Genomic DNA, 22096 nt, shown 5'->3' with positions numbered 1-22096 from the left:
GTCAGACGTCCCCCGCGATCGTGTTCCGCTCGCTCGGCTGCACGTACACCAGGCCGTCCCCCTCGAACCGGATCTGGAAGGCCTCGCCGCCGCCCTCCCCCATGAAGGTGCGGAACGTCACACCGGACTGGAAGGACTGCCGGACGTTGCCCTGATGCGCGATGTACGCCCCCGGGTCGACGGTCAGCGGGTACTGCGGGCTGACCCTGAGCACCACCGCCGGTCCGTCCGAGGTGATCGCCGCCTGTCCGTGACCCTCGACGGTCGTCGTGAACAGACCGTTGCCCTGTGAGGCCCCGCGCAGGCCGGTGAAGCTCGTCCCCGTCCGCAGTCCCGCGTCCGTCGCGAGCAGGTTGCTCGACTCCACGTACAGCTTGTCCCCCTGGAGATTGACGAGGTTGATCTCGGAGGCCCGATCCGCGAACCAGCACGTCCCCTGCCCCCTCACCTCCATCACGGTCATCTGCTCGCCGGTGAGCCGCCGCGTCACCATCCCGCGCAGCCCCTCGCCGCCACCACTGAGCTTCTTGAAGGCCATCTGACCGTCGTACGCGACCATCGAGCCGTTCTTCGCCTTCACGGCGTCCCCGGTCACGTCGACGGCGAGCACCTTGCTGCCTTGCAGTCGGAACATCGCCACGCTGTGAAGGTATCCGCCGGGTGCCTCGGCCAACAGATCCCGCGGGTGGAGATCACCCCTGATCGTCCCCCTAGGGGGCGACGGGCCGGACCCCCACGCCGGTCGGCCCGCGCCCGTTTGCCACAATGGACAAGCTTGTGCGTTCGTTCACAAACGCCAGACCGTCGATGTCTCCCACCGAAGGTGACCCGTGGACCTCAAGACAGCCTCCGCCCTCCGCCGCCTCCGCCTGGTCTCCGTCCCGGAGGGCATCTCCTGGATCGTGCTCGCGGCCTGCACGATCATCAAGTACACCGTCGCCGAGGGCTTCAATGTCGCTCCGGTGCTCGGGCCGATCCACGGCGTGCTGTTCATCCTCTACGTGCTCTTCTGGCTCGACGCCTGGAACCGCACCAAGTGGGACGTCAGGACGGGCGCCCTCTACTTCTCGTACTCGATCATCCCCGGCGGCGGTTTCATCGCCGAGCGCAAGCTGCGCCGCCTCAGTGAGGACGCGGTGATCGCGGAGCGCGCCCGCAAGGAAGGGATCGTGAACGCGTGATCGTCGCCTTCTCGGTCACCCCGCTGGGCGTCGGCGAGGACGTCGGGGAGTATGTCGCCGACGCCGTCCGTGTGGTCCGCGAGTCCGGGCTGCCCAACCGCACCGACGCCATGTTCACGTCCATCGAGGGCGAGTGGGACGAGGTCATGGACGTCGTCCGGCGCGCCGTGGCCGCCGTCGAACAGCGGGCGCCGCGCGTGTCCCTGGTCCTCAAGGCGGACATCCGTCCCGGAGTGACGGACGGACTGACGTCGAAGGTGGAGACGGTCGAACGGCACCTGGCCCGGCCGGGGGAGTAGCGCGACGCCGGCCGGGAGGCGGCATCGGCCACCGCTTCCCGGCGGTCACCGTCTCCCGGGGACACCCTTGCCACGTGGTCACCCTCTCCCGGGGGCGCTCCCCAGGTGGTCAGCGTCTCCCGGCGGGCCCGCTTTCCGTGGTCACCGCCTCGCGGCGGGCACCGGTCCAGTGCGTTCACCGCTTCCCGGAGGCCCGCCGCAGGTACTGCCGTACCGCTCGCTGGGCCACCGGGCCCAGCTCCTCCAGCGCGCTCACCAGCACTCCCAGCTGCTCCAGCGCGTCCAGCGCCGCCGCGGCCCCCGCCCCGTCGACCCCCTCGTACAGCTCGATGCCGACGAACGAGGCCGCGACCGCCCGGGCCAGCCCCTTCGGGTCGGTGAACTCGCCGAACGGGGTCTCCTTGAGCACCCGGTCGAGGACCTTCTCGATCTCCACGATCCACAGGTCGAGCCCCGCCGCGGTGGCCGGCCCGAGCGTCGCGTGGGTCTGCGCACCGGCCAGGAGCTGGCCGAGGAGCATCACGTACCCTCCGGTCAGCTCCTGTTCGTGGATCTCCCGCCCGACGGCGAGCAGCTCGGACAGCGAGGTGACCGTCTCGAAGCGGGCCCGGTAGCGCGCCACCGTCCGCTCCGCCCCGTACCGGCAGGCCGCCGCGAGCAGTTCGTCCACCGAACCGAAGTGGTAGAAGACCAGCGCCTGGTTGACCCCGGCGGCCGCCGCGACCGTCCGGGCCGACGTCTTGGCGATGCCCTGCTCGGTGAGCGTGCGCAGGGCCCCTTCCAGCAGCTTCGTCTTCGTCTCCAGCGACTTGGCGGTCTCCGGGCTCACGCGCGAGCCTCCTCGCGCACGGGCCGCAGCCCCGGGCGCACACCGCACGAGCGGACGTCCGTGTAGGTGGCGGTGAAGGAGCCCTCGTAGCCGAACAACGGGCCGAAGTAACGGTTCACCACGCTGACGCGGATGCGGAAGCGGCCGGCCGCGTCGTCGTACGACTCCCGCACCTCCGCCGTCGCCCCGATCAGCTCGGGCACGCGCGCGTCCACCACGCCTTCCCGGAACCGGTGTTCACCGGAACGGATCAGCAGGGAGCCGTCCGGTTCGGCGTGGAAGTGCAGGTCGGTGGCGAGGTGCTGATGGGTGCCGAGGTAGTCGAGGATGCGGTCGCCCGTCGGGGCGAGCACCATCTGGGCGTCGAACCGGCGGGCCCGGCCGGGCAGGTCGAAGGTACGCACGAAGCTCACCGTCTCACGGCCGAAGGAGTCGGTGTACGGCACGTTCTCGATGACGAAGGGCACCGCGCGTCCCGCGCGCGGGACGAGGATGTTGCGGGTGGCGCCCAGCGCCAGGAACGGCTTCACGAACGCCGGCCCGTGCCAGATGCGGTCCATCACCCCCCGCCCCGTGCAGGCCTGACCGCTCGTCAGCCCCACCGAGAAGCGGCGCCGCACCTGCGGGTGCAGCCGGTCGAAGTCGGCGCCCATCGCCGTACGGAAGATCGAGGTCATCGCGGGTTCTCCAGGGAGCGCAGGACACGGGGCGCACGCGCGTGGGCCGGGGGCGTGCGCAGACAGCGGCGGGCGGCGGGCGTGGCGGCGAGCGGCGCCTTGAAGAGCGCCAGGCACACCAGGACGCTCAGCAACAGCGGGCACAGGTACGCCGTGGACGCCGCGAACGGGCCCAGGAGACGCAGCAGGGACTCCAGGCCGAGCCCGGTGCAGGCGACCGTGATGACGAGGGCGCGCACGGCGAGTTCCGTGAGCCAGTTCAGCAACGCGCGCTCCGGGGTGATGCCGCGCTCCAGCCACAGCCGCAGCCGGTCGAAGGACCAGGCTGTCGCCCAGCTCATCAGAGGGCGGAACACCAGGCGGTCGGCGAGCGCGCCGAAGGCGCCCCAGCGGGGCCGGTAGTCGTAGCCGGTGAGGAAGCGAACCCCGTCGCCGTCGGGGACGTAGCGCCAGTAGCCGCTGCCCTCGGCCAGCAGGGAGAGCGGGTGGGGGGAGGCGAAGCGCAGGGCGGAGGTGCGGGTGCCGTCGGGGCGCTCGCGTTCCCCCGCCGAGACGCCGGTGCCCGCGATGGTCAGGAACGGCAGCACGCGCGTGGCGTAGCGGAAGCGCTGCGGCTCGCCCTCCGCCCGGGGCAGATAGGCGATCCGGGTGAAACGGAGGTCCCAGCGCTGGTGCTGGGCCGGGTCCTGTGTACGCCTCCACAGGTCGTCCAGGTCGGCGCGGATCCGCGCCTCTACATAGAGCCCCATGTGAATCCCCCAGCTCGGACCGGTCTTTGAGCGATCGCTCAAAGTGTCGCGATGGGACAGTACACCCGTTTGAGCGATCGCTCAAACGGGTGTGGCGAGGCAGGTTTTCATACTGCGTGGGCTGGTTAACCTCTCCGCGGCAATCGATCACGTTCCGAGCAGCGGGCAGGCACTCCCGGGCAACGGGCAGGCACTCAGGCGGAGGCGAAGTGACAGGGCGGCGCGGGCCGGGGCTGGTGGGCAGGGCGATCGCGGCGACGGCGCTGGCGGTCTCCGTGGCGGTGGTGGGCGGCGGTGACACACCCATGCGCGCGGGAGGCGGCGGATGCGGGCCCGGGCGCGGGGCGCTCACCGTCGACGACCTGCCCGCCGGAAGCTCCGTGCTCGACTGCGCCGCCGTCGGACGCCTCGTCACCCACGCCGGCGTCGGCGTCACCGTCCCCGAACCGGGCATGCAGGTCAGCGTCGACTCCCTGTCGGTGGACGGCTCACGGCACGGCTTCACCCTGGAGGTCGCCGCCGACGGCAGGGTCTCCTACGACCTGAAGGCGGACGCCGGGCCCCACAAGCACACGCGCGTCGCCGCTCCGGCCGCCGCCCGCGCCGCGTGCGCCGACACCGCCTACGCCGTGGCCGACCACAAGGAGTACGGCACGTACGACTGGTGGATCGGGGACGACGCCCTGCCCGGCAATCTCTCCCTCGCCGAGGCCCGCCGCACCTTCGAGGACGCCATCGGAACCATCACCGGCACCCGCAACGACTGCGGGTACGGCGACGCGGTCGGCGCGCGGGCCAAGTACCACTCCCGGACCTATCACGAGGCCGACATCGACCGCGAGGCCCGCTGCACCGCCCGGGACGGGGTGAGCGTCTGGGACGCCGGGGACCTCACCGCCGACGTCGTCGCCACGACCTGCTCCTGGAGCCGCACGGTGCCCGACGGGGGCCTGGACTGGCTGAAGGAGGCCGACGTCCGCTTCAACACCACCGACTACACCTTCACCAACACCCCCACCGCCGACTGCAAGAACGCGTACGACATCCGCAGCGTCGCCACGCACGAGGCGGGCCACGTCTTCGGCCTCTCCCACGTCGGCCCCGGACACGAGGGCCAGACCATGTACACCAACTCGTTCGCGTGCTCCACGTCCGCCCGCACCCTGGGCCGGGGCGACGTCCTCGGACTGCGCAGCATCTACTGAGGGAGCAGCGAGGCGAAGGGGCCGGTGAGCCCGGAGGCGCTGGTGGGGAGGCCGACGCGCGGCTGCGCGGCCGTCGGTCCCGCGGTCCCGGTGGACCGAAAGCCGAGACGGGGCTGACCACGATATGACCGACGGGTAGGGTCTGATGCCGTGCCGAAGCCGCTCAGCCTCCCCTTCGACCCCATCGCCCGCGCCGACGAGCTCTGGAAGCAGCGCTGGGGAAACGTGCCGTCCATGGCCGCGATCACCTCGATCATGCGCGCCCACCAGATCCTGCTCGCCGAGGTGGACGCGGTGGTCAAGCCGTACGGGCTGACGTTCGCGCGCTACGAGGCGCTGGTGCTGCTCACCTTCTCCCAGCAGGGCGAGCTGCCCATGTCGAAGATCGGCGAGCGGCTCATGGTGCACCCCACGTCCGTGACGAACACCGTCGACCGCCTGGTGCGGTCGGGCCTGGTCGCCAAGCGCCCCAACCCCAACGACGGCCGCGGCACCCTCGCCACCATCACCGACAAGGGCCGCGAGGTCGTGGAGGCCGCCACCCGCGACCTGATGGCCATGGACTTCGGGCTCGGGGTGTACGACGCGGAGGAGTGCGGAGAGATCTTCGCGATGCTGCGGCCGCTGCGGATCGCGGCGCACGACTTCGACGACGAGTAGAGATTTCGCAAGGGCCGGCGCGCGCTGCTCTCCGCCGCTGCGGAGGCGATCCGAGCATCCTGACGCGCTACCGCGGGATGGTGTGCCGTCCCCGCCGGAGCGGGGGTTTTTCGGGCGGTTACGCTCGTATCCATGAAACGAAGCGTGCTGACCCGCTACCGCGTCATGGCCTACGTCACCGGCGTGCTGCTCGTCCTGCTGACCCTGGGCGTGATCGCCAAGTACCTGCTCAAGATGGATGGCGCGGACAGCTTCACCAGCGTCGTCGGCATCGCGCACGGCTGGCTGTACGTCCTCTACCTCGTCTTCGCCTTCGACCTGGGCTCCAAGGCGAAGTGGCCGGTCCGCAAGCAGCTGTGGGTGCTGCTCGCCGGGACCGTGCCCACGGCCGCCTTCTTCGTGGAGCGGAGCGTCACGCGCGAGCTGGAGACCAAGGTCGCCGAGGACGCGGCAGCCGTCGCCAAGGCGTAACCGCCACCGCCGTACGCACGCGTGCGGCGGGTTCCCATCGACATTTACTAGGACGTCCTAGTAAATTCGAAGCATGGACGCTGACGCCATCGAGGAGGGCCGCCGACGCTGGCAGGCCCGGTACGACGCCGCGCGCAAGCGCGACGCTGCCACCGGGGCGGAGCCCCGGAACTGGACACGCACCACGCTCTCCGGGGACCCCGTGGAGCCGGTGTACGGGCCCCGGCCCGGCGACACGTACGAGGGCTTCGAGCGGATCGGGTGGCCGGGGGAGTACCCGTTCACGCGCGGGCTGTATCCGACCGGGTACCGAGGGCGGACGTGGACCATCCGCCAGTTCGCCGGGTTCGGGAACGCCGAGCAGACCAACGAGCGGTACAAGATGATCCTCGCCAACGGCGGCGGGGGTCTGTCCGTCGCCTTCGACATGCCGACGCTCATGGGCCGTGACTCCGACGACCGGCGCTCGCTGGGCGAGGTCGGGCACTGCGGGGTCGCCATCGACTCGGCGGCCGACATGGAGGTGCTGTTCAAGGACATCCCCCTGGGGGATGTGACCACCTCGATGACGATCAGCGGGCCCGCGGTGCCCGTCTTCTGCATGTACCTGGTCGCCGCCGAGCGCCAGGGTGTGGACCCGTCCGTCCTCAACGGCACGCTCCAGACCGACATCTTCAAGGAGTACATCGCGCAGAAGGAGTGGCTCTTCCCGCCCGAGCCGCACCTTCGCCTCATCGGCGACCTGATGGAGTACTGCGCGTCCGGCATCCCCGCCTACAAGCCGCTGTCCGTCTCCGGCTACCACATCCGCGAGGCCGGCGCGACGGCCGCGCAGGAGCTGGCGTACACGCTGGCGGACGGGTTCGGGTACGTGGAGCTGGGGTTGAGCCGTGGGCTCGACGTCGACGTGTTCGCCCCCGGTCTCTCCTTCTTCTTCGACGCGCACGTCGACTTCTTCGAGGAGATCGCCAAGTTCCGTGCGGCGCGCCGGATCTGGGCGCGGTGGATGCGGGACGTGTACGGGGCGCGGACCGAGAAGGCGCAGTGGCTGCGGTTCCACACCCAGACCGCCGGCGTCTCGCTGACGGCCCAGCAGCCGTACAACAACGTGGTGCGTACGGCGGTGGAGGCGCTCGCGGCGGTGCTGGGCGGCACCAACTCGCTGCACACCAACGCGCTGGACGAGACGCTGGCGCTGCCGAGCGAGCAGGCGGCGGAGATCGCGCTGCGAACCCAGCAGGTGCTGATGGAGGAGACCGGGGTCGCCAACGTGGCGGACCCGCTGGGCGGTTCCTGGTACGTCGAGCAGCTGACGGACCGGATCGAGGCCGACGCCGAGAAGATCTTCGAGCAGATCAAGGAGCGGGGGCTGCGGGCGCATCCGGACGGGCAGCACCCGATCGGGCCGGTGACGTCCGGGATTCTGCGGGGGATCGAGGACGGCTGGTTCACCGGGGAGATCGCCGAGTCGGCGTTCCGGTACCAACAGGCCCTGGAGAAGGGCGAGAAGAAGGTCGTGGGAGTGAACGCCCACACCGGCTCGGTGACCGGGGACCTGGAGATCCTGCGCGTCAGCCACGAGGTGGAGCGCGAGCAGGTGCGGATGCTGGGCGCGCGCCGGGCCGCCCGGGACGAGGCCGCCGTGCGCGGCGCCCTCGACGCTCTGCTCGCCGCCGCACGCGACGGCGGCAACATGATCGAGCCGATGCTCGACGCCGTACGGGCCGAGGCGACGCTGGGCGAGATCTGCGACGTGCTGCGCGAGGAGTGGGGGGTGTACACGGAGCCGGCGGGCTTCTGAACGGTTCCTTACCCCCGTCCGGGACCATCCCGCGCATGAAGCAACTGCCGGGCAGTACCGGAGCCCTCCGCTCGGGCCCGGGAACGGTGATCCAGGGGCGGGAACTCGACGGCTACGAGCTGTTCGGCGGGATCGTCCGCGCCGTCGAGGATCCCGCCGAGCGGCCCGTCTTCCGGGACATCACGCTGCGCGGGTGCACGACGCGCGACTGCCTCCTGGAGGGGGCGCTCCTGGACAACGTCCTCATCGACGGCATGACCGCTCCGGAGGAGAACCACCTGCGGGTATGGGGCTGCGCCTACCGCCGGGTGGTGCTGCGCGGGCACTTCGCCCACATCACCCTCCTTCCGGACCTGCCGCCCTTGCCCGCCGGGCTGCGACCGCGCTACGCGCGTGCCAACGGGGAGCACTGGGTCGAGCTGATCTGTGACGGCGACTGGGCCCTCGACATCTCCGGGCTCACCAGCGGCCTGGACTTCCGCAGCGCCGTGCCGGCCCGGCTGGTGCGGCGGGACCCGGAGACGCAGGTGGTGGTGACGGCGGAGCAGGCGGAGAGCGGCGAGTGGCGGAGCGTGCCGGGCATCAGGGATTCCCTCCTGTGGGTGCAGATCGACATGCTGGCGGGCTCGGGCCACCGCGACACCATCCTCATCGCCGACAAGTCCGCCCCCGACCGCGCCGCCCAGATCGCCCTGCTGCGAGAACTCCGACGCCGGGGCCTCGCCGAGACCGACTAGGGCCTCCCGCCAGGTCCGGCGCTCGTCGCGCCGAGTCCTGCGATCAGCACCGTGGTGAAGCGGCGTACCCACTCCTCGTCCGCGGGTTCCGCGCTCACCAGGGTGCGGTGGACCACCGCACCCGCCACCATGTCGAAGATGAGGTCGACCGTGCGGGCGGCTTCCTCGGGGTCGGTCTCCGGGGCGAGTTCGCCGCGCGCCTGCGCGCGGGCGCGGCCCTCCAGGACCAGGCCCTTCTGGGGTTCGACGATGGAGGAGCGGATGCGTTCGCGCAGGGCGTCGTCGCGGGTGGACTCGGCGACGACCGCCATCAGGCCGCTTCTGGCCTCGGGCCGGGCGAGAATCGCCGCGAACTGCAGGACCACGCCCTCGATGTCGGCGGCGAGGCTGCCGCGGTCGGGGAGTTGCAGTTCGCCGAAGAGCTCGGCGACGGCGTCGACGACGAGTTCGTTCTTGCCGGCCCAGCGGCGGTAGAGGGTGGTCTTCGCAACCCCGGCGCGCGTCGCCACGTCTCCCAGCGTGAGTTTCGACCAGCCGAGCTCGACCAGCGCCTCCCGCGTCGCCGCGAGGATCGCGGCGTCCGCGGCGGCGCTGCGGGGGCGGCCGGTACGGCAAACGGGTCTGCGGCTCGGCATTCCCCGACCATAACCGCCGGTTCCCGCCTCCGCGTCTCCCGTCACGCCGTGAGGGAGATCACCGGGGGAGGGCCGTCGTGGAGGCACTCGGTGCCATTACGCTACGACTCGTAGCGAAAGCTCGTGCTGGACGTGCGCGAGCCGCGACCGCAGGGCGTGGGTGGGGACCCGGCGCCTGTTGACGGACGCTTTTCACGTATACGCGCGGACGGGGGAGGATAGACGCATGCAGCCACGGAACATGTCCATGAGCGGAGTCGTCGACCTCGCCGCGGTGAAGGCGGCCCAGGAGGCCAAGGCGAAGGCGGAGCAGGCGCGCGCCGAAGCGGCCCGGCAGGGCGGTGCGGGGGCCGTGTCCCCTGCCGATCTCGTCATCGACGTCGATGAGGCCGGATTCGAGCGGGACGTCCTTCAGCGGTCCGCCGAGGTGCCCGTCGTCATCGACTTCTGGGCGGAGTGGTGTCAGCCCTGCAAGCAGTTGAGCCCCGTCCTGGAGCGGCTCGCCGTCGAGTACGACGGGCGCTTCCTGCTTGCCAAGATCGACGTCGACGCCAATCAGATGCTGATGCAGCAGTTCGGGGTGCAGGGCATCCCGGCTGTGTTCGCTGTCGTCGCCGGGCAGGCGCTGCCGCTCTTCCAGGGGGCCGCCGGTGAGGCGCAGATCCGGCAGACCCTCGACCAGTTGGTGACCGTCGCCGAGCAGCGCTTCGGGCTCACCGGCCTGACCGTCGACCCGGACGCCGAGCCCGGCGGCCGTACCGCGGCTCCCGCGGCGCCGGCCGGTCCGTACGACGCCCTGCTCGAAGCCGCCGTACAGGCGCTGGACGCGGGTGATCTGGGCGGTGCCGTACGGGCGTACCAGAACGTGCTCGTCGACGACCCCGGCAACACCGAGGCCAAACTCGGGCTCGCGCAGGCCGAGTTGCTCCAGCGGGTGCAGGACATGGACCCGCAGCAGGTGCGCAAGGAAGCCGCCGAGAAGCCGGCCGACGTACAGGCTCAGATCGCCGCCGCCGACCTGGATCTGGTGGGTGGTCATGTCGAGGACGCGTTCGGCCGGCTCATCGAGACCGTGCAGCGCACGGCCGGTGAGGAGCGGGACGCCGTACGGCTGCGGCTGCTGGAGCTGTTCGAGGTGGTCGGGCCCGAGGACCCCCGGGTGGCCGGGGCGCGGCGGGCGCTGGCGCGGGCGTTGTTCTGAGCCGGCTGGGGCCCGGTTCTGACCAGTCGCTAAACGCCACGGCCTGTGATGCCCGAGTGAAAGTTCTGCCGACCTAGTCCCCCTGCGGCCGCGCTTTACCAAATCTTGGTAATCGCGGCCGCTGTTACTGCTAGTAAGTCGGGGGCTTGGTTCTGTCGGGTTCTGTCCAGCGATCAATAGTTTTGTCTTGGGCATGATTGCCACCGACTGTTGCCGGTCGAGACCTGTGGGTCGTTGTTCGGTTATCCGGCCGTTACTAGCGAGTAACGAACCCCCTTGTGCGGGCGGCGAGAATGCACCACGATCGGCCACGCTCGGTCCATTCCCGTACCCCGACAGCCGGTTGGGTCAACGGGTTTTCCTGGGTCCCCACCGAGCAGGGCCGACGGCAGTGGCGCCGGCCCTTGGGCAGGGGGGTCTTCGCCACGGCGAAGCCTGTCCAGCAAGGTTGTGCGTGATGCGTGTCAGGCGCGACCAGTGGTTGTCGCTCGGGGGTGATCGCCGGTGATCGGTGCGCGGTTCGCGCCTCCGAGTGCAGGCGCTCTCCTTCCCGAGGACGTAGCACTTCTCCCATCCCTGCCCGGCTGGGCCGCCGCATCAGGAGGCGAGTCGGGGCCAGGAGATGTACGTCCGAGAAGGAGGAAATATGGAGTCCCAGGTGCGTGGCGGGACGAGATGGAAGCGGTTCGCTGTGGTCATGGTGCCCAGCGTGGCCGCCACGGCGTGTATAGGCATCGCCCTCGCCCAGGGTGCGCTCGCCGCGTCGTTCAGCGTGTCGGGGCAGTCGTTCAAGGTCACGGCCGACAAGCTCGTCGGTGACGGCTTCTCGCAGTACGGCGCCCTTGACTCGGGGTACACCCTCGACGGCAAGAAGACGGCTCACCCCGTCGCCGTCTCGGCGTTCAAGAACGCCTCGATCACGAACATGTGCCAGTCCGTGGTCACCCCGAACATCCCGCTGCTCGGCTCGGTCAGTCTCACCCTGAAGGCCGGCGGCAACGGCACGCCGGTCGAGGCCGAGAACCTCTACATCGACGTCGAGGACCTGGCCGCCGACGCCACGTTCACGAACATCGACATCGGTGTGGCCGCCAAGGACCTCAACAAGGGTCCGGGCATGAAGGGCGGCGGCGAGCAGGCCAACCCGTACGGGTTCGGCCAGCAGGCCGAGAAGGCCGTCCTGACCGACGTGAAGCAGACGGCGTGGGCCACCACCGCCGGAACCTTCAAGCTCAGCGGCCTGAAGATGTCGCTGTCGACGGGTGTCAAGGAGTGCTACTAAGCACTCTCTGACGGGCGGGGGAGCCTTCGGCGCCCCCGCCCGTCCAGTCTGAAGCGCCGCGTCTTCACTCGCGGCCCACATCTCCACCACAGCAACGCCGCACCAGGGAGCTGTTTTCCATGAGCGCCGAGACTCCTGCCGCCACCGGCCAGTTCACCCGCCGGAGGCAGCAGTTCCGCGCCTGGCGGGGCACGAGGCCGTTCTGGGCCGGCCTGTTCGTCCTCCTCGGCGGGTTCCCCATCGCGTACTTCCCGTACGCACACCTGCAGATCGGCCACCTGACGCTGGCGATGGCGACCACCGCGGGCGCCGGATCCCTGATCATCGGCGTGCTGCTGGGCGTCCTGGGCGTCAGTCTGTGGTTCCAGAAGCACGTACGGGTCTTCGCGGGCGTCGCGGCGATCCTGCTGGGCCTGGTGTCCATCCCGGTGTCCAACCTCGGCGGCTTCCTCATCGGCTTCCTCTTCGCGCTGATCGGCGGAGCGATGGCCGTGTCCTGGGCCCCGGGCGCCCCGCCGGCGCCCGAGCCGGCGCCGGAGGCGGCCGCGGCTCCGGGAGGCGCCCCCGCCGGTGTGTTCCCCGAGGGCGGCGCCCCGGCCGGTGAGCCCACGGTGAACCCGTACAGCACGGGCCCGGCCCTCACCAAGGACGCCGACGGCGCGGACGTGCCGAACGATCTGTCAGGAACGAGCCCGGCCAACGGGGCGAACGGGAGGCACAGTGCCGGCTGACGAGGTGACCACCGGGAGCGATGTGGACGCTGCCCGTGTGAGAACCGGGCCGCGGCACGCGGCACCCAAGAAGCCGCTGTTCACCAGGCTCCACATGCCGGCCGGCAAGGCGATAGCCCTGGCGGCCATGCCGACCGCGGTCCTCATGGGCATGGGGTTCACACCGACCCTCGCCAACGCGGAGGACCAGCCCTCCTCCAAGAACCTCACCGTCGACGAGTACAAGGACTGCGTCGCGGCACTGGAGGGCGAGGAGGACGCCTCCGCGTCGCCCTCGCCGTCCGCCTCGGAGAGCGCGTCGGCGGACGAGGACAAGGCGGACGAGGACAAGACCGGTTCCAAGGACGAGTCCAAGGACGACTCCGGCGACGGTTCCTCGGACTCCTCCGGCGGCAAGGGCACCTCGGGCGACTCTTCGTCGGATTCAGGTTCCGGCGACGGGGCCGAGCCCGCGCCGTCGGCGTCCTCCCCGGCGTCCGCGCCCGAGAAGTCGGCGTCCTCGTCCGGCGGTGACACCCCGACGGCGAGCCCCTCGCCCTCCGAGACGGACAAGAACGTCCTGGAGACCATCGGGGACACCCTGACCGACCTGTTCGACGGCAAGGACTCCGGCGCGACGGCCAGTGCGAGCCCGTCGCCGTCGGCCTCGGAGTCGGCCTCCACGGGCACCGGCGGGGACACCTCCTCGGGCTCCGGCTCGGGCTCCGGCTCGTCCGGCTCCGGCAAGGACGACTCGGGCAACGCCAAGGACACCACCGACGCCGTCAGCGACGCGGTGAAGGACACCGCCGAGAAGGCGGAGAAGGCCACCGAGGACACCACGGAGAAGGCCGAGGAGGCGGCCGCCGACGCGAGCGACGCCACCGCCTCCCCGAGCCCGTCGGCGAGCGCCTCGACGGACCCGGACGACTGCCCGGCCGCCACGGACGACGAGAGCGGCGTCGACAACAAGGTGCCGCTGGCGGACGACCCCTGGTACCTGGACGCCAGTTCGCTGCTGCTCAAGGACGCCGACTACCAGGGCGTCGTCGAGGTGAAGACGGCCAACGGGACCAAGAAGAAGGTCCTGAAGTACGTCATCTCCGGCGGCACCGACATCGGCGACCTGCACCAGACGGTCAAGGACAAGCAGTCCGGCGTCACTTACCACGTGCAGGCCGGCTCGGGCACGACCTCGACCATCCGCAACGGCGTCACGACCATGTACACCGAGAGCATCTCGGGGAACCTGTTCGGTCTGATCCCGGTGACGTTCAGCCCGGAGAACCCGCCCCCGCTGAACATCCCGCTGATCTACTTCACCAAGGTGAAGGTCGTCCAGGCCGGCCAGTTCGGCGGCGACCTGCACATCCCGGGGATGCACGTCTACAACACGAAGTAAGGCCCGCTGCAGGCCCGTTCGGGAGCCGCACACAGCTGAGGGCGCCCCCTGTCACAGGGGGCGCCCTCAGCGCCGTACAGAGGCCTCTTCGGGCTCAGCTGCGGCTGCCCTCGCCCAGGTGGTGGACGCGGACCATGTTGGTGGTGCCGGGGACGCCGGGCGGCGAGCCGGCGGTGATGATGACGATCTCGCCCGGCTCGAAGCGGCCCAGGCGGGTGATCTCCTGGTCGACCAGGGCGACCATCTCGTCGGTGCTGTTCACGAACGGCACGACGTGCGACTCGACGCCCCAGCTGAGCGCCAGCTGGTTGCGGGTGCCCTCGTCCGTGGTGAACGCGATGATCGGCTGGGAGGCGCGGTAGCGGGACAGCCGGCGGGCGGTGTCGCCGGACTGGGTGAAGGCCACCAGGCCCCGGCCGCCCAGGAAGTCCGCGATCTCACAGGCGGCACGCGCGACCGAACCGCCCTGCGTACGCGGCTTCTTGCCCGGGACCAGCGGCTGAAGGCCCTTGCTCAGCAGCTCCGTCTCGGCCGCGGCGACGATCTTCGACATCGTCTTCACGGTCTCGACCGGGTACGCGCCCACGCTCGACTCGGCGGACAGCATGACCGCGTCGGCGCCGTCCAGGATCGCGTTGGCCACGTCGGAGGCCTCGGCGCGGGTCGGACGGGAGTTGGTGATCATCGACTCCATCATCTGGGTCGCGACGATCACCGGCTTGGCGTTGCGCCGGCACAGCTCGATCAGGCGCTTCTGCACCATGGGGACCTTCTCGAGCGGGTACTCGACGGCCAGGTCACCACGGGCGACCATCACGCCGTCGAACGCCATCACGACGTCCTCCATGTTCTCCACCGCCTGCGGCTTCTCCACCTTGGCGATGACGGGGACGCGGCGGCCCTCCTCGTCCATCACGCGGTGGACGTCGGCGACGTCCTTGGCGTCCCGGACGAAGGACAGCGCGACCAGGTCCGCGCCCATCCGCAGCGCGAACCGCAGGTCCTCGACGTCCTTCTCGCTCAGCGCGGGCACGTTGACGGCCGCGCCGGGCAGGTTGATGCCCTTGTGGTCGGAGATGACGCCACCCTCGATGACGATCGTCCGCACCCGCGGGCCCTCGACGTCCAGGACCTTGAGCTCGACGTTGCCGTCGTTGATGAGGATCTGGTCGCCGCGCGAGACGTCGCCGGGCAGGCCCTTGTAGGTGGTGCCGCAGATCGTCTTGTCGCCGGGCACGTCCTCGGTGGTGATGGTGAACTCGTCACCGCGCACCAGCTCGACCGGCCCCTCGGCGAAGGTCTCGAGACGGATCTTGGGGCCCTGGAGGTCGGCGAGGACACCTATGGCCCGGCCGGTCTCCTTGGCGGCGGCCCGGACCCGGTCGTACCGGCCCTGGTGCTCGGCGTGGGTGCCGTGGCTGAAGTTGAAGCGGGCCACGTTCATGCCGGCCTCGATCAGCGACACGAGCATTTCATGGGAGTCGACCGCGGGGCCGAGAGTACAGACGATTTTCGAACGGCGCATGGGGGCGATCCTATCGGTTTGTTTCGCTCCGGAATATTCCGTCTGGCGGAAGATACAAATGAGACGGCCGGTGCTCAGTTGCTTTCCTGCTCAGTTACTTTCCTGCTCGGTGTCACGCGGCGGAGCCGCATATCAATGCCGCCCCACCAATGCGTAGGTCTGCGTGGCGATCTCCAGCTCCTCGTCCGTGGGCACCACGGCGACCTTCACCCGCGCGTCCCCGGGCGAGATCAGCCGCGGCTCGTCACTGCGTACGGCGTTCAGACCGGCGTCCACCGCCAGGCCCAGGGTCTCCAGGCCCGCGACGGCCGCCTCGCGCACCGGCGCCGCGTTCTCCCCGACCCCGGCCGTGAACGCCACCGCGTCCACCCGGCCGAGTACCGCGTAATAGGCGCCGATGTACTTCCGCAACCGGTGAATGTAGATGTCGAAGGCGAGCTTCGCCTGTTCGTCGCCCTCGTCGATCCGCCGCCGGATCTCCCGCATGTCGTTGTCGCCGCACAGGCCGATCAGCCCGCTCTTCTTGTTGAGGAGAGTGTCGATTTCGTCGATGGACATTCCGCCAACACGCGCCAAATGGAAGATGACGGCCGGGTCGGTGTCTCCGGACCGAGTACCCATGACGAGGCCTTCGAGCGGGGTCAGTCCCATGGACGTGTCCACGCACCGGCCCCCGCGCACCGCCGACGCGGACGCCCCGTTGCCGAGGTGGAGCACGATGACGTTCACCTCCTCCGGGGCCTTGCCCAGCAGCTTCGCCGTCGCGCGGGAGACATAGGCGTGCGAGGTGCCGTGGAAGCCGTAGCGCCGGATGCGGTGCTCGTCGGCCGTCCGCACGTCGATCGCGTAACGGGCGGCGGACTCCGGCATCGTCGTGTGGAACGCGGTGTCGAACACGGCGACCTGGGGCAGGTCGGGCCGCAGCGCCCGCGCCGTACGGATCCCGGTCAGGTTGGCCGGGTTGTGCAGCGGGGCCACCGGGATCAGCCGCTCGATCTCGGCGAGCACCGTGTCGTCGATCACGGTCGGCTCGGTGAAGTGCTTCCCGCCGTGCACCACCCGGTGCCCGATCGCGGTCAGCTCGGGCGAGTCGAGGCCGAGCCCGTCCTTGGCCAGCTCCTCCGCGACGGCCTTCAGCGCGGCGTCGTGATCGGCGATCGGCCCCGTCCACTCACGCGACTCGCCGGCGTCCTTCCCGGTGGCGAGGGGCGTGTGCCTGAGCCGGGAGGACTGCTCGCCGATGCGCTCGACGAGCCCCACGGCCAGCCGGCTGCTGTCGCTCATGTCGAGCAGCTGGTACTTCACCGACGACGAGCCGGAGTTCAGGACGAGGACGCGGGTGCCGCTCACTGCTGGGACGCCTTTTCGCTGGGGGACTGGGTCGGGGTCTGGGCCTGGATCGCCGTGATGGCGACGGTGTTGACGATGTCCTGGACGAGAGCGCCCCGGGACAGGTCGTTGACCGGCTTGCGCAGACCCTGCAGCACCGGCCCGACCGCGATCGCCCCGGCCGAACGCTGTACGGCCTTGTAGGTGTTGTTGCCGGTGTTGAGGTCCGGGAAGATCAACACGCTCGCCTGGCCCGCGACTTCGGACCCCGGCAGCTTGGTCGCCGCGACGGACGGCTCCACGGCGGCGTCGTACTGGATGGGCCCCTCGATCTTGAGGTCGGGCCGGCGCGAGCGCACCAGCTCGGTCGCCTCCCGCACCTTGTCGACGTCCGCGCCGGACCCGGACGTACCCGTGGAGTACGACAGCATCGCGATCCGCGGCTCCACGCCGAACCGCGCGGCGGTCGCGGCCGACTGGATGGCGATGTCGGCGAGCTGCTCGGCGTTCGGGTCGGGGTTCACGGCGCAGTCGCCGTACACGAGGACCTGGTCGGCGAGGCACATGAAGAAGACGGACGAGACGATGTCGGCGTCCGGCTTCGTCTTGATGATCTCGAAGGCCGGCCGGATGGTCGCGGCCGTGGAGTGCACGGAACCGGAGACCATGCCGTCGGCGAGCCCCTCCTGCACCATCAGCGTGCCGAAGTAGTTCACGTCGGAGACCACGTCGTACGCCAGCTCCACGGTCACGCCCTTGTGGGCGCGGAAGCCGGCGTACAGCTCGGCGAAGGAGTCGCGCAGCTCGCTGGTGGCCGGATCGATCAACTGGGCGTCGGCGAGGTCGATGCCGAGGTCGGCGGCCTTCTTGCGGATCTGGTCCCCGGGGCCGAGGAGGGTGAGGTCGCACACCCCGCGGCGCAGCAGCACCTCGGCGGCGTGGAGCACCCGCTCCTCCGTCCCCTCGGGGAGGACCACACGGCGCCGGTCGGAGCGGGCCTGCTCCAGCAGCTTGTGTTCGAACATCATGGGCGTCACACGGTCACTGCTGGGCGCGGAGACCCGGCCCAGCAGGCCGGCGGTGTCGACGTGCCGCTCGAAGAGGCCGAGCGCGGTCTCCGCCTTGCGCGGGGTGGCCGCGTTCAGCTTGCCCTCCAGGGAGAACAGCTGCTCGGCCGTGGGGAAGCTGTTGCCGGACACCGACAGGACGGGGGTGCCGGGGGCGAGACGGGCGGCGAGGGTGAGGATGTCGTCGCTCGGCACCTCGTTCAGGGTCAGCAGCACGCCGGCTATCGGCGGGGTGCCGGCACTGTGCGCGGCGAGCGAGCCGACGACCAGGTCCGCGCGGTCGCCCGGTGTGACGACCAGGCAGCCCGGGGTCAGGGCGGGCAGGAAGTTCGGCAGCATCGCGCCGCCGAAGACGAAGCCGAGGGCGTCACGCGCCAGCCCCGAGTCGTCGCCGAGCAGCACCTTCGCGCCCAGGGCGTGGCTGACCTGCGCGACCGTCGGCGCGGAGAGGGCGGGCTCGTCGGGCACGACGTAGCAGGGCACCGGCAGCCGGGAGGCGAGCTGCTCGGCCATCCCCTCCCGGTCCTCCCGGGCGACCCGGTTGGCGACCATGGCGATGACGTCGCACCCCAGCCCCTCGTAGGCACGGTAGGCGTTGCGGGTCTCGGCGAGCACGGACTCCGCGGTCTGCTTGCGGCCGCCCACGACGGCGATCACCGAGGCGCCGAACTCGTTCGCGAGACGCGCGTTCAGCGACAGCTCGTCCGGGAACTGGGTGTCGGCGTAGTCGGTGCCCAGCACGAGGACGACGTCGTAGTCGCGGGCGACGCGGTGGAACCGGTCGACGAGGGTGGAGACCAGCTCGTCCGCGCCCCGCTCCGCCTGGAGGGCGGACGCCTCGTGGTAGTCCATGCCGTAGACGGTGGCCGGGTCCTGGGCCAGCCGGTACCGGGCACGCAGCAGTTCGAACAAGCGGTCGGGCCCGTCGTGGACGAGGGGGCGGAAGACGCCCACCCGGTCGACCTGCCGCGTCAGGAGCTCCATGACCCCCAGCTCGACGACCTGGCGGCCGTCGCCGCGGTCGATCCCGGTCACGTACACGCTGCGCGTCACGCGTGCTCTCCGTTCCGTCTCGTCGTTCGTCGATCGTTCGTCGTCGACCGTCCGTCGCCGATCGTTCGTCGTCGACCGACGGTTGTCGATCGTCGGTCGTCTTCGTTCGCCGTCGATCGCTCGTTGTGCTGTTCGTCGGGTTGCCCGTGCGGGCACGCTGTGCACAAAAATCGCCCACCGGGGTGAGCAGAACCCTCTTGACAATACCCCCGCGTCTGGATAAGGCGCCCGTCAAGCGACAGTGCCCTGGACGGCATGAAACAATCGGAGACGGCTCACCGGTATCAACAGCGAGCAGGAGACACAGCACGATGCGCATCGGAGTTCTCACCGCAGGTGGCGACTGCCCCGGCCTGAACGCAGTGATCCGGTCGGTCGTGCACCGCGCGGTCGACAACTACGGCGACGAGGTCATCGGGTTCGAGGACGGTTACGCCGGCCTCCTCGACGGCCGCTACCGTGCGCTCGACCTGAACGCCGTGAGCGGCATCCTGGCCCGCGGCGGCACCATCCTCGGCTCGTCGCGACTGGAGCGGGACCGCCTCCGCGAGGCCTGCGAGAACGCCTCCGACATGATCCACCAGTTCGGCATCGACGCGCTGATCCCGATCGGCGGCGAGGGCACGCTGACCGCCGCGCGGATGCTGAGCGACGCGGGCCTGCCGGTGGTGGGCGTCCCCAAGACGATCGACAACGACATCTCCTCGACGGACCGCACCTTCGGCTTCGACACGGCGGTCGGCGTCGCCACGGAGGCCATGGACCGGCTGAAGACGACGGCCGAGTCCCACCAGCGGGTGATGGTCGTCGAGGTCATGGGCCGGCACGCCGGCTGGATCGCGCTGGAGTCCGGCATGGCGGCGGGCGCGCACGGCATCTGCCTGCCCGAGCGCCCCTTCGACCCCGCCGACCTGGTGAAGATGGTCGAGGAGCGGTTCGCCCGCGGCAAGAAGTTCGCGGTGGTCTGCGTCGCGGAGGGCGCCCACCCCGCCGACGGCTCCATGGACTACGGCAAGGGCGCGATCGACAAGTTCGGCCACGAGCGCTTCCAGGGCATCGGCACGGCGCTGGCGTACGAACTGGAGAAGCGGCTCGGCAAGGAGGCCCGCCCGGTCATCCTCGGGCACGTCCAGCGGGGCGGCACCCCGACCGCGTACGACCGTGTCCTCGCGACCCGCTTCGGCTGGCACGCGGTGGAGGCGGCGCACCGGGGCGAGTTCGGGAACATGACCGCGCTGCGGGGGACCGACATCAAGATGGTGCCGTTGGCGGAGGCGGTGACCGAACTGAAGACGGTCCCGAAGGATCGGATGGACGAGGCGGAGTCCGTTTTCTAGTCGGGTGGGGCGGTCAGTCCGGTTGCGAAGTGCCGGGCCAGGGCTGCTCGGTCGGGAGCCTTGGCCCGGATGAAGGCTTCGGCTGCTTCGAGGTAGGCGGTGCGGGCGGGTTGTCGTCGTAGCCCCGCAGGTCCACGAAGAGCGTCCCGCCCGGGAACCACCCCTTCCCGCACGCCCGGTGCGCCGCCTCCACCGCCGGTGCCGTCTTGCCGATGCCGCCCATGCCGGTGACGGCGAGGACGAGGACGGGGAGGGTGCCGGAGTCGTCGGTGGTGGGGGCGAGCTGGGTGAGCAGGCGGTCCAGCTGTTCCCGCCGGCCGGTGAAGCCCCACGGGCGGGGAGGGAGCGCGGCCGTCGCCCGGGGGACCGGGCCGTGGACCGTGGCTCTACGGGCGTCCGGTGATCTTCCCGACGACGGGGCCGTGGAAGGTGCCGCCCCGGAAGTCGATGTGGTCGCCGCCGTGTCGGGGACCCTCCTTGGTGTCGGAGGAGCCGGCCGAGGCGCGAGGCTGGTGCTTGCGCAGGACCGCCACCGCGACCTTCGCGGCCTGCGCGGCGGCGAGTTCCTGGGAGCCGCCGGCGTCGGCGTCCGCCTTGCCCGCGTCGGCGAGGTCGCTGACGCCCCGGATGACGAGGGCGTCCAGCTGCCCGCTCAGGTGCGCCGCGTGGGACGCGCCCGAGCCCTCCATCTCGATGGCGTACGCGTCGTCGTACGTCCGCTGGATGCGCTTGCGCAGCGCCGTCCGCTCGCCGGCGAGGACGACGTCGCCGCAGGCGATGGGCTTGCGGTGCCCCCGTACGCCGTCCAGGCCCCGCAGCGCCGAACGGGCCGCCTGGAGGAGCCGGTGCGAACCGTGCCAGGCCTCGGGGCGGGCGTGGAATCCGGCGTCCGACTCCTTGCCGCCGTGGATCGCGTACACCTTGGTCCCGACGACGACGTCGCCGATCTCCAGGTCGTCCTTGAGGCCGCCCGCGACGCCCACGAACAGCAGCGCCTCGGGGTGGAGTTCGGAGACGATGCGGGTGGTGAGCGCGGCGGTCGTCAGCGCGCCCTCGCCCAGTTCGGCGATCGCCACCGTCCAGGGCGTACCGGGCAGACGGCCCTGTTCGAGGCGCGTTCCGTCACCGAGGACGATCTCTTCTTCGTCGAGCACCTCGACGTGGGCACGCACGGCGTCGTACTCGACGGGCAGGGCGGTGAGGACCACAACGGTGGGGTATGTCTCCGGCACCCCTTTAAGGTACTGCCAAGTCCATCGGGGGAAGGGGCGCTTGCCATGGCCGAACAGGACGTCACCGTCGGGCAGTTGTTGCTCGCGGAGTACCAGAGTGTGAAGGACGAGCAGAAGGCGCGGATCGGGTTCCGGGACAATCTGCTGTACGTCACGCTGGCTGTCGTCGCGGCCGTCATCGCCGCCGCGGCCCAGGCCAAGCAGACGGACATGCTGCTGGCCCTGCCGCCGGTGTGCGTCGTGCTGGGGTGGACCTACCTGGTCAACGACGAGAAGATCTCGGCGATCGGGCGGTATGTGCGGGGCGAGTTGGGGCCTCGGCTCGCCGAACTCGCCGGGGACGGCACCGCGGAGGCGTTCCGGTGGGAGAGCTTTCATCGCAGCGATGCCCGGCGGTTCTCGCGGAAGCTCGTGCAGTGCGTGGTGGATCTGCTGGCGTTCTGCGTCGTGCCGTTGAGCGCGCTGGTCGTGTACTGGGGCGGGGGACAGGTCTCGGCGGGGTTGCTGGTGGTGTCCGTCGTGGAGGCGGGGGCCGTGGTGGGGCTCGGGGTGTACGTCGTGCGGTACGCGGTGCCGTTCGGGGGCGGAGGGAGCAGCGGGGCATGAGCCGCTACGACGACCATGTGGACTTCCAGGGCGCCGAGTTCAACGGCACGGTGATCGGGAAGGTCGAGTACGGCCGGCAGGCCGCGGACGCCGGCTCCTTCGCCGCAG

22 protein-coding genes are annotated in these 22096 nt (G+C 70.6%); 13 read left to right on the top strand and 9 right to left on the bottom strand.

The window, feature by feature from the left end:
• Position 1 precedes the first annotated feature (1 nt).
• Positions 2 to 634, bottom strand: a complete 633-nt coding sequence (locus ACPT94_RS19635) for an AIM24 family protein (RefSeq protein WP_189942729.1) — start codon at positions 632 to 634, stop codon at positions 2 to 4.
• A gap of 196 nt (positions 635 to 830) precedes the next feature.
• Between ACPT94_RS19635 and ACPT94_RS19630 the strand changes: the two genes are divergently transcribed.
• The gene (locus tag ACPT94_RS19630; RefSeq protein ID WP_425246421.1) at positions 831 to 1181 is read left to right on the top strand and encodes a DUF3817 domain-containing protein; all 351 of its coding nucleotides are present in this window, start codon (positions 831 to 833) and stop codon (positions 1179 to 1181) included.
• The gene (locus ACPT94_RS19625) at positions 1178 to 1480 is read left to right on the top strand and encodes an MTH1187 family thiamine-binding protein (RefSeq protein ID WP_360337652.1); all 303 of its coding nucleotides are present in this window, start codon (positions 1178 to 1180) and stop codon (positions 1478 to 1480) included. The genes ACPT94_RS19630 and ACPT94_RS19625 overlap by 4 nt, the downstream gene beginning before the upstream one ends.
• A 175-nt stretch (positions 1481 to 1655) precedes the next feature.
• Here ACPT94_RS19625 and ACPT94_RS19620 read toward each other — a convergent pair whose 3' ends face one another.
• The 3 genes from ACPT94_RS19620 to ACPT94_RS19610 are packed head-to-tail and all read right to left on the bottom strand — an operon-like array spanning position 1656 to position 3735.
• Positions 1656 to 2309 carry a TetR/AcrR family transcriptional regulator gene (locus tag ACPT94_RS19620; RefSeq protein ID WP_360337655.1) on the bottom strand — a complete coding sequence of 218 codons (654 nt, stop codon included), beginning with the start codon at positions 2307 to 2309 and terminating at the stop codon, positions 1656 to 1658.
• Positions 2306 to 2986 carry a DUF4166 domain-containing protein gene (locus ACPT94_RS19615; RefSeq protein WP_360337658.1) on the bottom strand — a complete coding sequence of 227 codons (681 nt, stop codon included), beginning with the start codon at positions 2984 to 2986 and terminating at the stop codon, positions 2306 to 2308. Before ACPT94_RS19615 ends, ACPT94_RS19620 begins: the two co-directional genes overlap by 4 nt.
• The gene (locus ACPT94_RS19610; protein ID WP_425246420.1) at positions 2983 to 3735 is read right to left on the bottom strand and encodes a hypothetical protein; all 753 of its coding nucleotides are present in this window, start codon (positions 3733 to 3735) and stop codon (positions 2983 to 2985) included. The genes ACPT94_RS19615 and ACPT94_RS19610 overlap by 4 nt, the downstream gene beginning before the upstream one ends.
• Positions 3736 to 3944: 209 nt before the next feature.
• On the opposite strand from ACPT94_RS19610, the gene ACPT94_RS19605 reads away from it, so the two are divergent.
• The 5 genes from ACPT94_RS19605 (at position 3945) to ACPT94_RS19585 (ending at position 8609) form a co-directional block, all read left to right on the top strand.
• Positions 3945 to 4940 (top strand): matrixin family metalloprotease, encoded by a 996-nt coding sequence (locus ACPT94_RS19605; protein WP_360337664.1) that lies wholly within the window; start codon positions 3945 to 3947, stop codon positions 4938 to 4940.
• Positions 4941 to 5090: 150 nt separating this feature from the next.
• Positions 5091 to 5600 carry a MarR family winged helix-turn-helix transcriptional regulator gene (locus ACPT94_RS19600; protein ID WP_360337667.1) on the top strand — a complete coding sequence of 170 codons (510 nt, stop codon included), beginning with the start codon at positions 5091 to 5093 and terminating at the stop codon, positions 5598 to 5600.
• Positions 5601 to 5732: 132 nt separating this feature from the next.
• Positions 5733 to 6071 carry a DUF3817 domain-containing protein gene (locus ACPT94_RS19595; RefSeq protein WP_360337670.1) on the top strand — a complete coding sequence of 113 codons (339 nt, stop codon included), beginning with the start codon at positions 5733 to 5735 and terminating at the stop codon, positions 6069 to 6071.
• A gap of 73 nt (positions 6072 to 6144) precedes the next feature.
• Complete coding sequence (gene icmA / locus ACPT94_RS19590) at positions 6145 to 7872, top strand: coenzyme B12-dependent isobutyryl-CoA mutase large subunit (protein ID WP_360337673.1); 1728 nt, start codon at positions 6145 to 6147, stop codon at positions 7870 to 7872.
• A 35-nt stretch (positions 7873 to 7907) separates the two neighbouring features.
• On the top strand, positions 7908 to 8609 hold the full coding sequence (locus tag ACPT94_RS19585; RefSeq protein WP_425246419.1) for a hypothetical protein: 702 nt from the start codon (positions 7908 to 7910) through the stop codon (positions 8607 to 8609).
• Here ACPT94_RS19585 and ACPT94_RS19580 read toward each other — a convergent pair.
• Positions 8606 to 9244: a TetR/AcrR family transcriptional regulator gene (locus ACPT94_RS19580; RefSeq protein ID WP_360337679.1), complete on the bottom strand. Its 639-nt coding sequence runs from the start codon at positions 9242 to 9244 to the stop codon at positions 8606 to 8608. The genes ACPT94_RS19585 and ACPT94_RS19580 overlap by 4 nt on opposite strands.
• A 226-nt stretch (positions 9245 to 9470) precedes the next feature.
• Between ACPT94_RS19580 and ACPT94_RS19575 the strand changes: the two genes are divergently transcribed.
• The 4 genes from ACPT94_RS19575 to ACPT94_RS19560 all read left to right on the top strand — a co-directional run bounded on the left by ACPT94_RS19575 (position 9471) and on the right by ACPT94_RS19560 (position 13839).
• Entirely contained in the window at positions 9471 to 10445 is a 975-nt protein-coding gene (locus ACPT94_RS19575; protein WP_360337682.1) for a tetratricopeptide repeat protein, read from the top strand.
• A gap of 646 nt (positions 10446 to 11091) precedes the next feature.
• A complete protein-coding gene (locus ACPT94_RS19570; RefSeq protein ID WP_360337685.1) occupies positions 11092 to 11727 on the top strand; it encodes a DUF6230 family protein in 636 nt (211 codons plus the stop codon).
• 119 nt (positions 11728 to 11846) lie between these two features.
• The gene (locus tag ACPT94_RS19565) at positions 11847 to 12458 is read left to right on the top strand and encodes a DUF6114 domain-containing protein (protein WP_360337688.1); all 612 of its coding nucleotides are present in this window, start codon (positions 11847 to 11849) and stop codon (positions 12456 to 12458) included.
• Positions 12448 to 13839 (top strand): hypothetical protein, encoded by a 1392-nt coding sequence (locus ACPT94_RS19560; RefSeq protein WP_425246418.1) that lies wholly within the window; start codon positions 12448 to 12450, stop codon positions 13837 to 13839. The genes ACPT94_RS19565 and ACPT94_RS19560 overlap by 11 nt, the downstream gene beginning before the upstream one ends.
• Positions 13840 to 13933: 94 nt before the next feature.
• Here ACPT94_RS19560 and pyk read toward each other — a convergent pair whose 3' ends face one another.
• The 3 genes from pyk to pta all read right to left on the bottom strand — a co-directional run bounded on the left by pyk (position 13934) and on the right by pta (position 18813).
• Positions 13934 to 15364, bottom strand: coding sequence for a pyruvate kinase (gene pyk / locus ACPT94_RS19555; RefSeq protein ID WP_360337694.1), 1431 nt, complete (start codon positions 15362 to 15364; stop codon positions 13934 to 13936).
• Positions 15365 to 15496: 132 nt separating this feature from the next.
• Positions 15497 to 16714, bottom strand: a complete 1218-nt coding sequence (locus tag ACPT94_RS19550; RefSeq protein WP_425246417.1) for an acetate kinase — start codon at positions 16712 to 16714, stop codon at positions 15497 to 15499.
• Positions 16711 to 18813, bottom strand: coding sequence for a phosphate acetyltransferase (pta, locus tag ACPT94_RS19545; RefSeq protein ID WP_425246416.1), 2103 nt, complete (start codon positions 18811 to 18813; stop codon positions 16711 to 16713). Before pta ends, ACPT94_RS19550 begins: the two co-directional genes overlap by 4 nt.
• A gap of 311 nt (positions 18814 to 19124) precedes the next feature.
• Between pta and ACPT94_RS19540 the strand changes: the two genes are divergently transcribed.
• Positions 19125 to 20150 carry an ATP-dependent 6-phosphofructokinase gene (locus ACPT94_RS19540; RefSeq protein WP_360337703.1) on the top strand — a complete coding sequence of 342 codons (1026 nt, stop codon included), beginning with the start codon at positions 19125 to 19127 and terminating at the stop codon, positions 20148 to 20150.
• Positions 20151 to 20536: 386 nt separating this feature from the next.
• On the opposite strand, the gene ACPT94_RS19535 is transcribed toward ACPT94_RS19540, so the two are convergent.
• The gene (locus tag ACPT94_RS19535; RefSeq protein WP_360337706.1) at positions 20537 to 21382 is read right to left on the bottom strand and encodes a 5'-methylthioadenosine/S-adenosylhomocysteine nucleosidase; all 846 of its coding nucleotides are present in this window, start codon (positions 21380 to 21382) and stop codon (positions 20537 to 20539) included.
• A gap of 45 nt (positions 21383 to 21427) precedes the next feature.
• Here ACPT94_RS19535 and ACPT94_RS19530 point away from each other — a divergent pair, with 45 nt between their 5' ends.
• Positions 21428 to 21988, top strand: coding sequence for a hypothetical protein (locus ACPT94_RS19530; protein ID WP_360337709.1), 561 nt, complete (start codon positions 21428 to 21430; stop codon positions 21986 to 21988).
• Positions 21989 to 22096 lie beyond the last annotated feature (108 nt).

The organism is Streptomyces aurantiaciflavus (genome assembly GCF_049808595.1).
Classification (GTDB): Bacteria; Actinomycetota; Actinomycetes; order Streptomycetales; family Streptomycetaceae; genus Streptomyces.
Note: the sequence above shows the minus strand (reverse complement) of the source record. Positions and strands in the feature narration are given on the sequence as shown.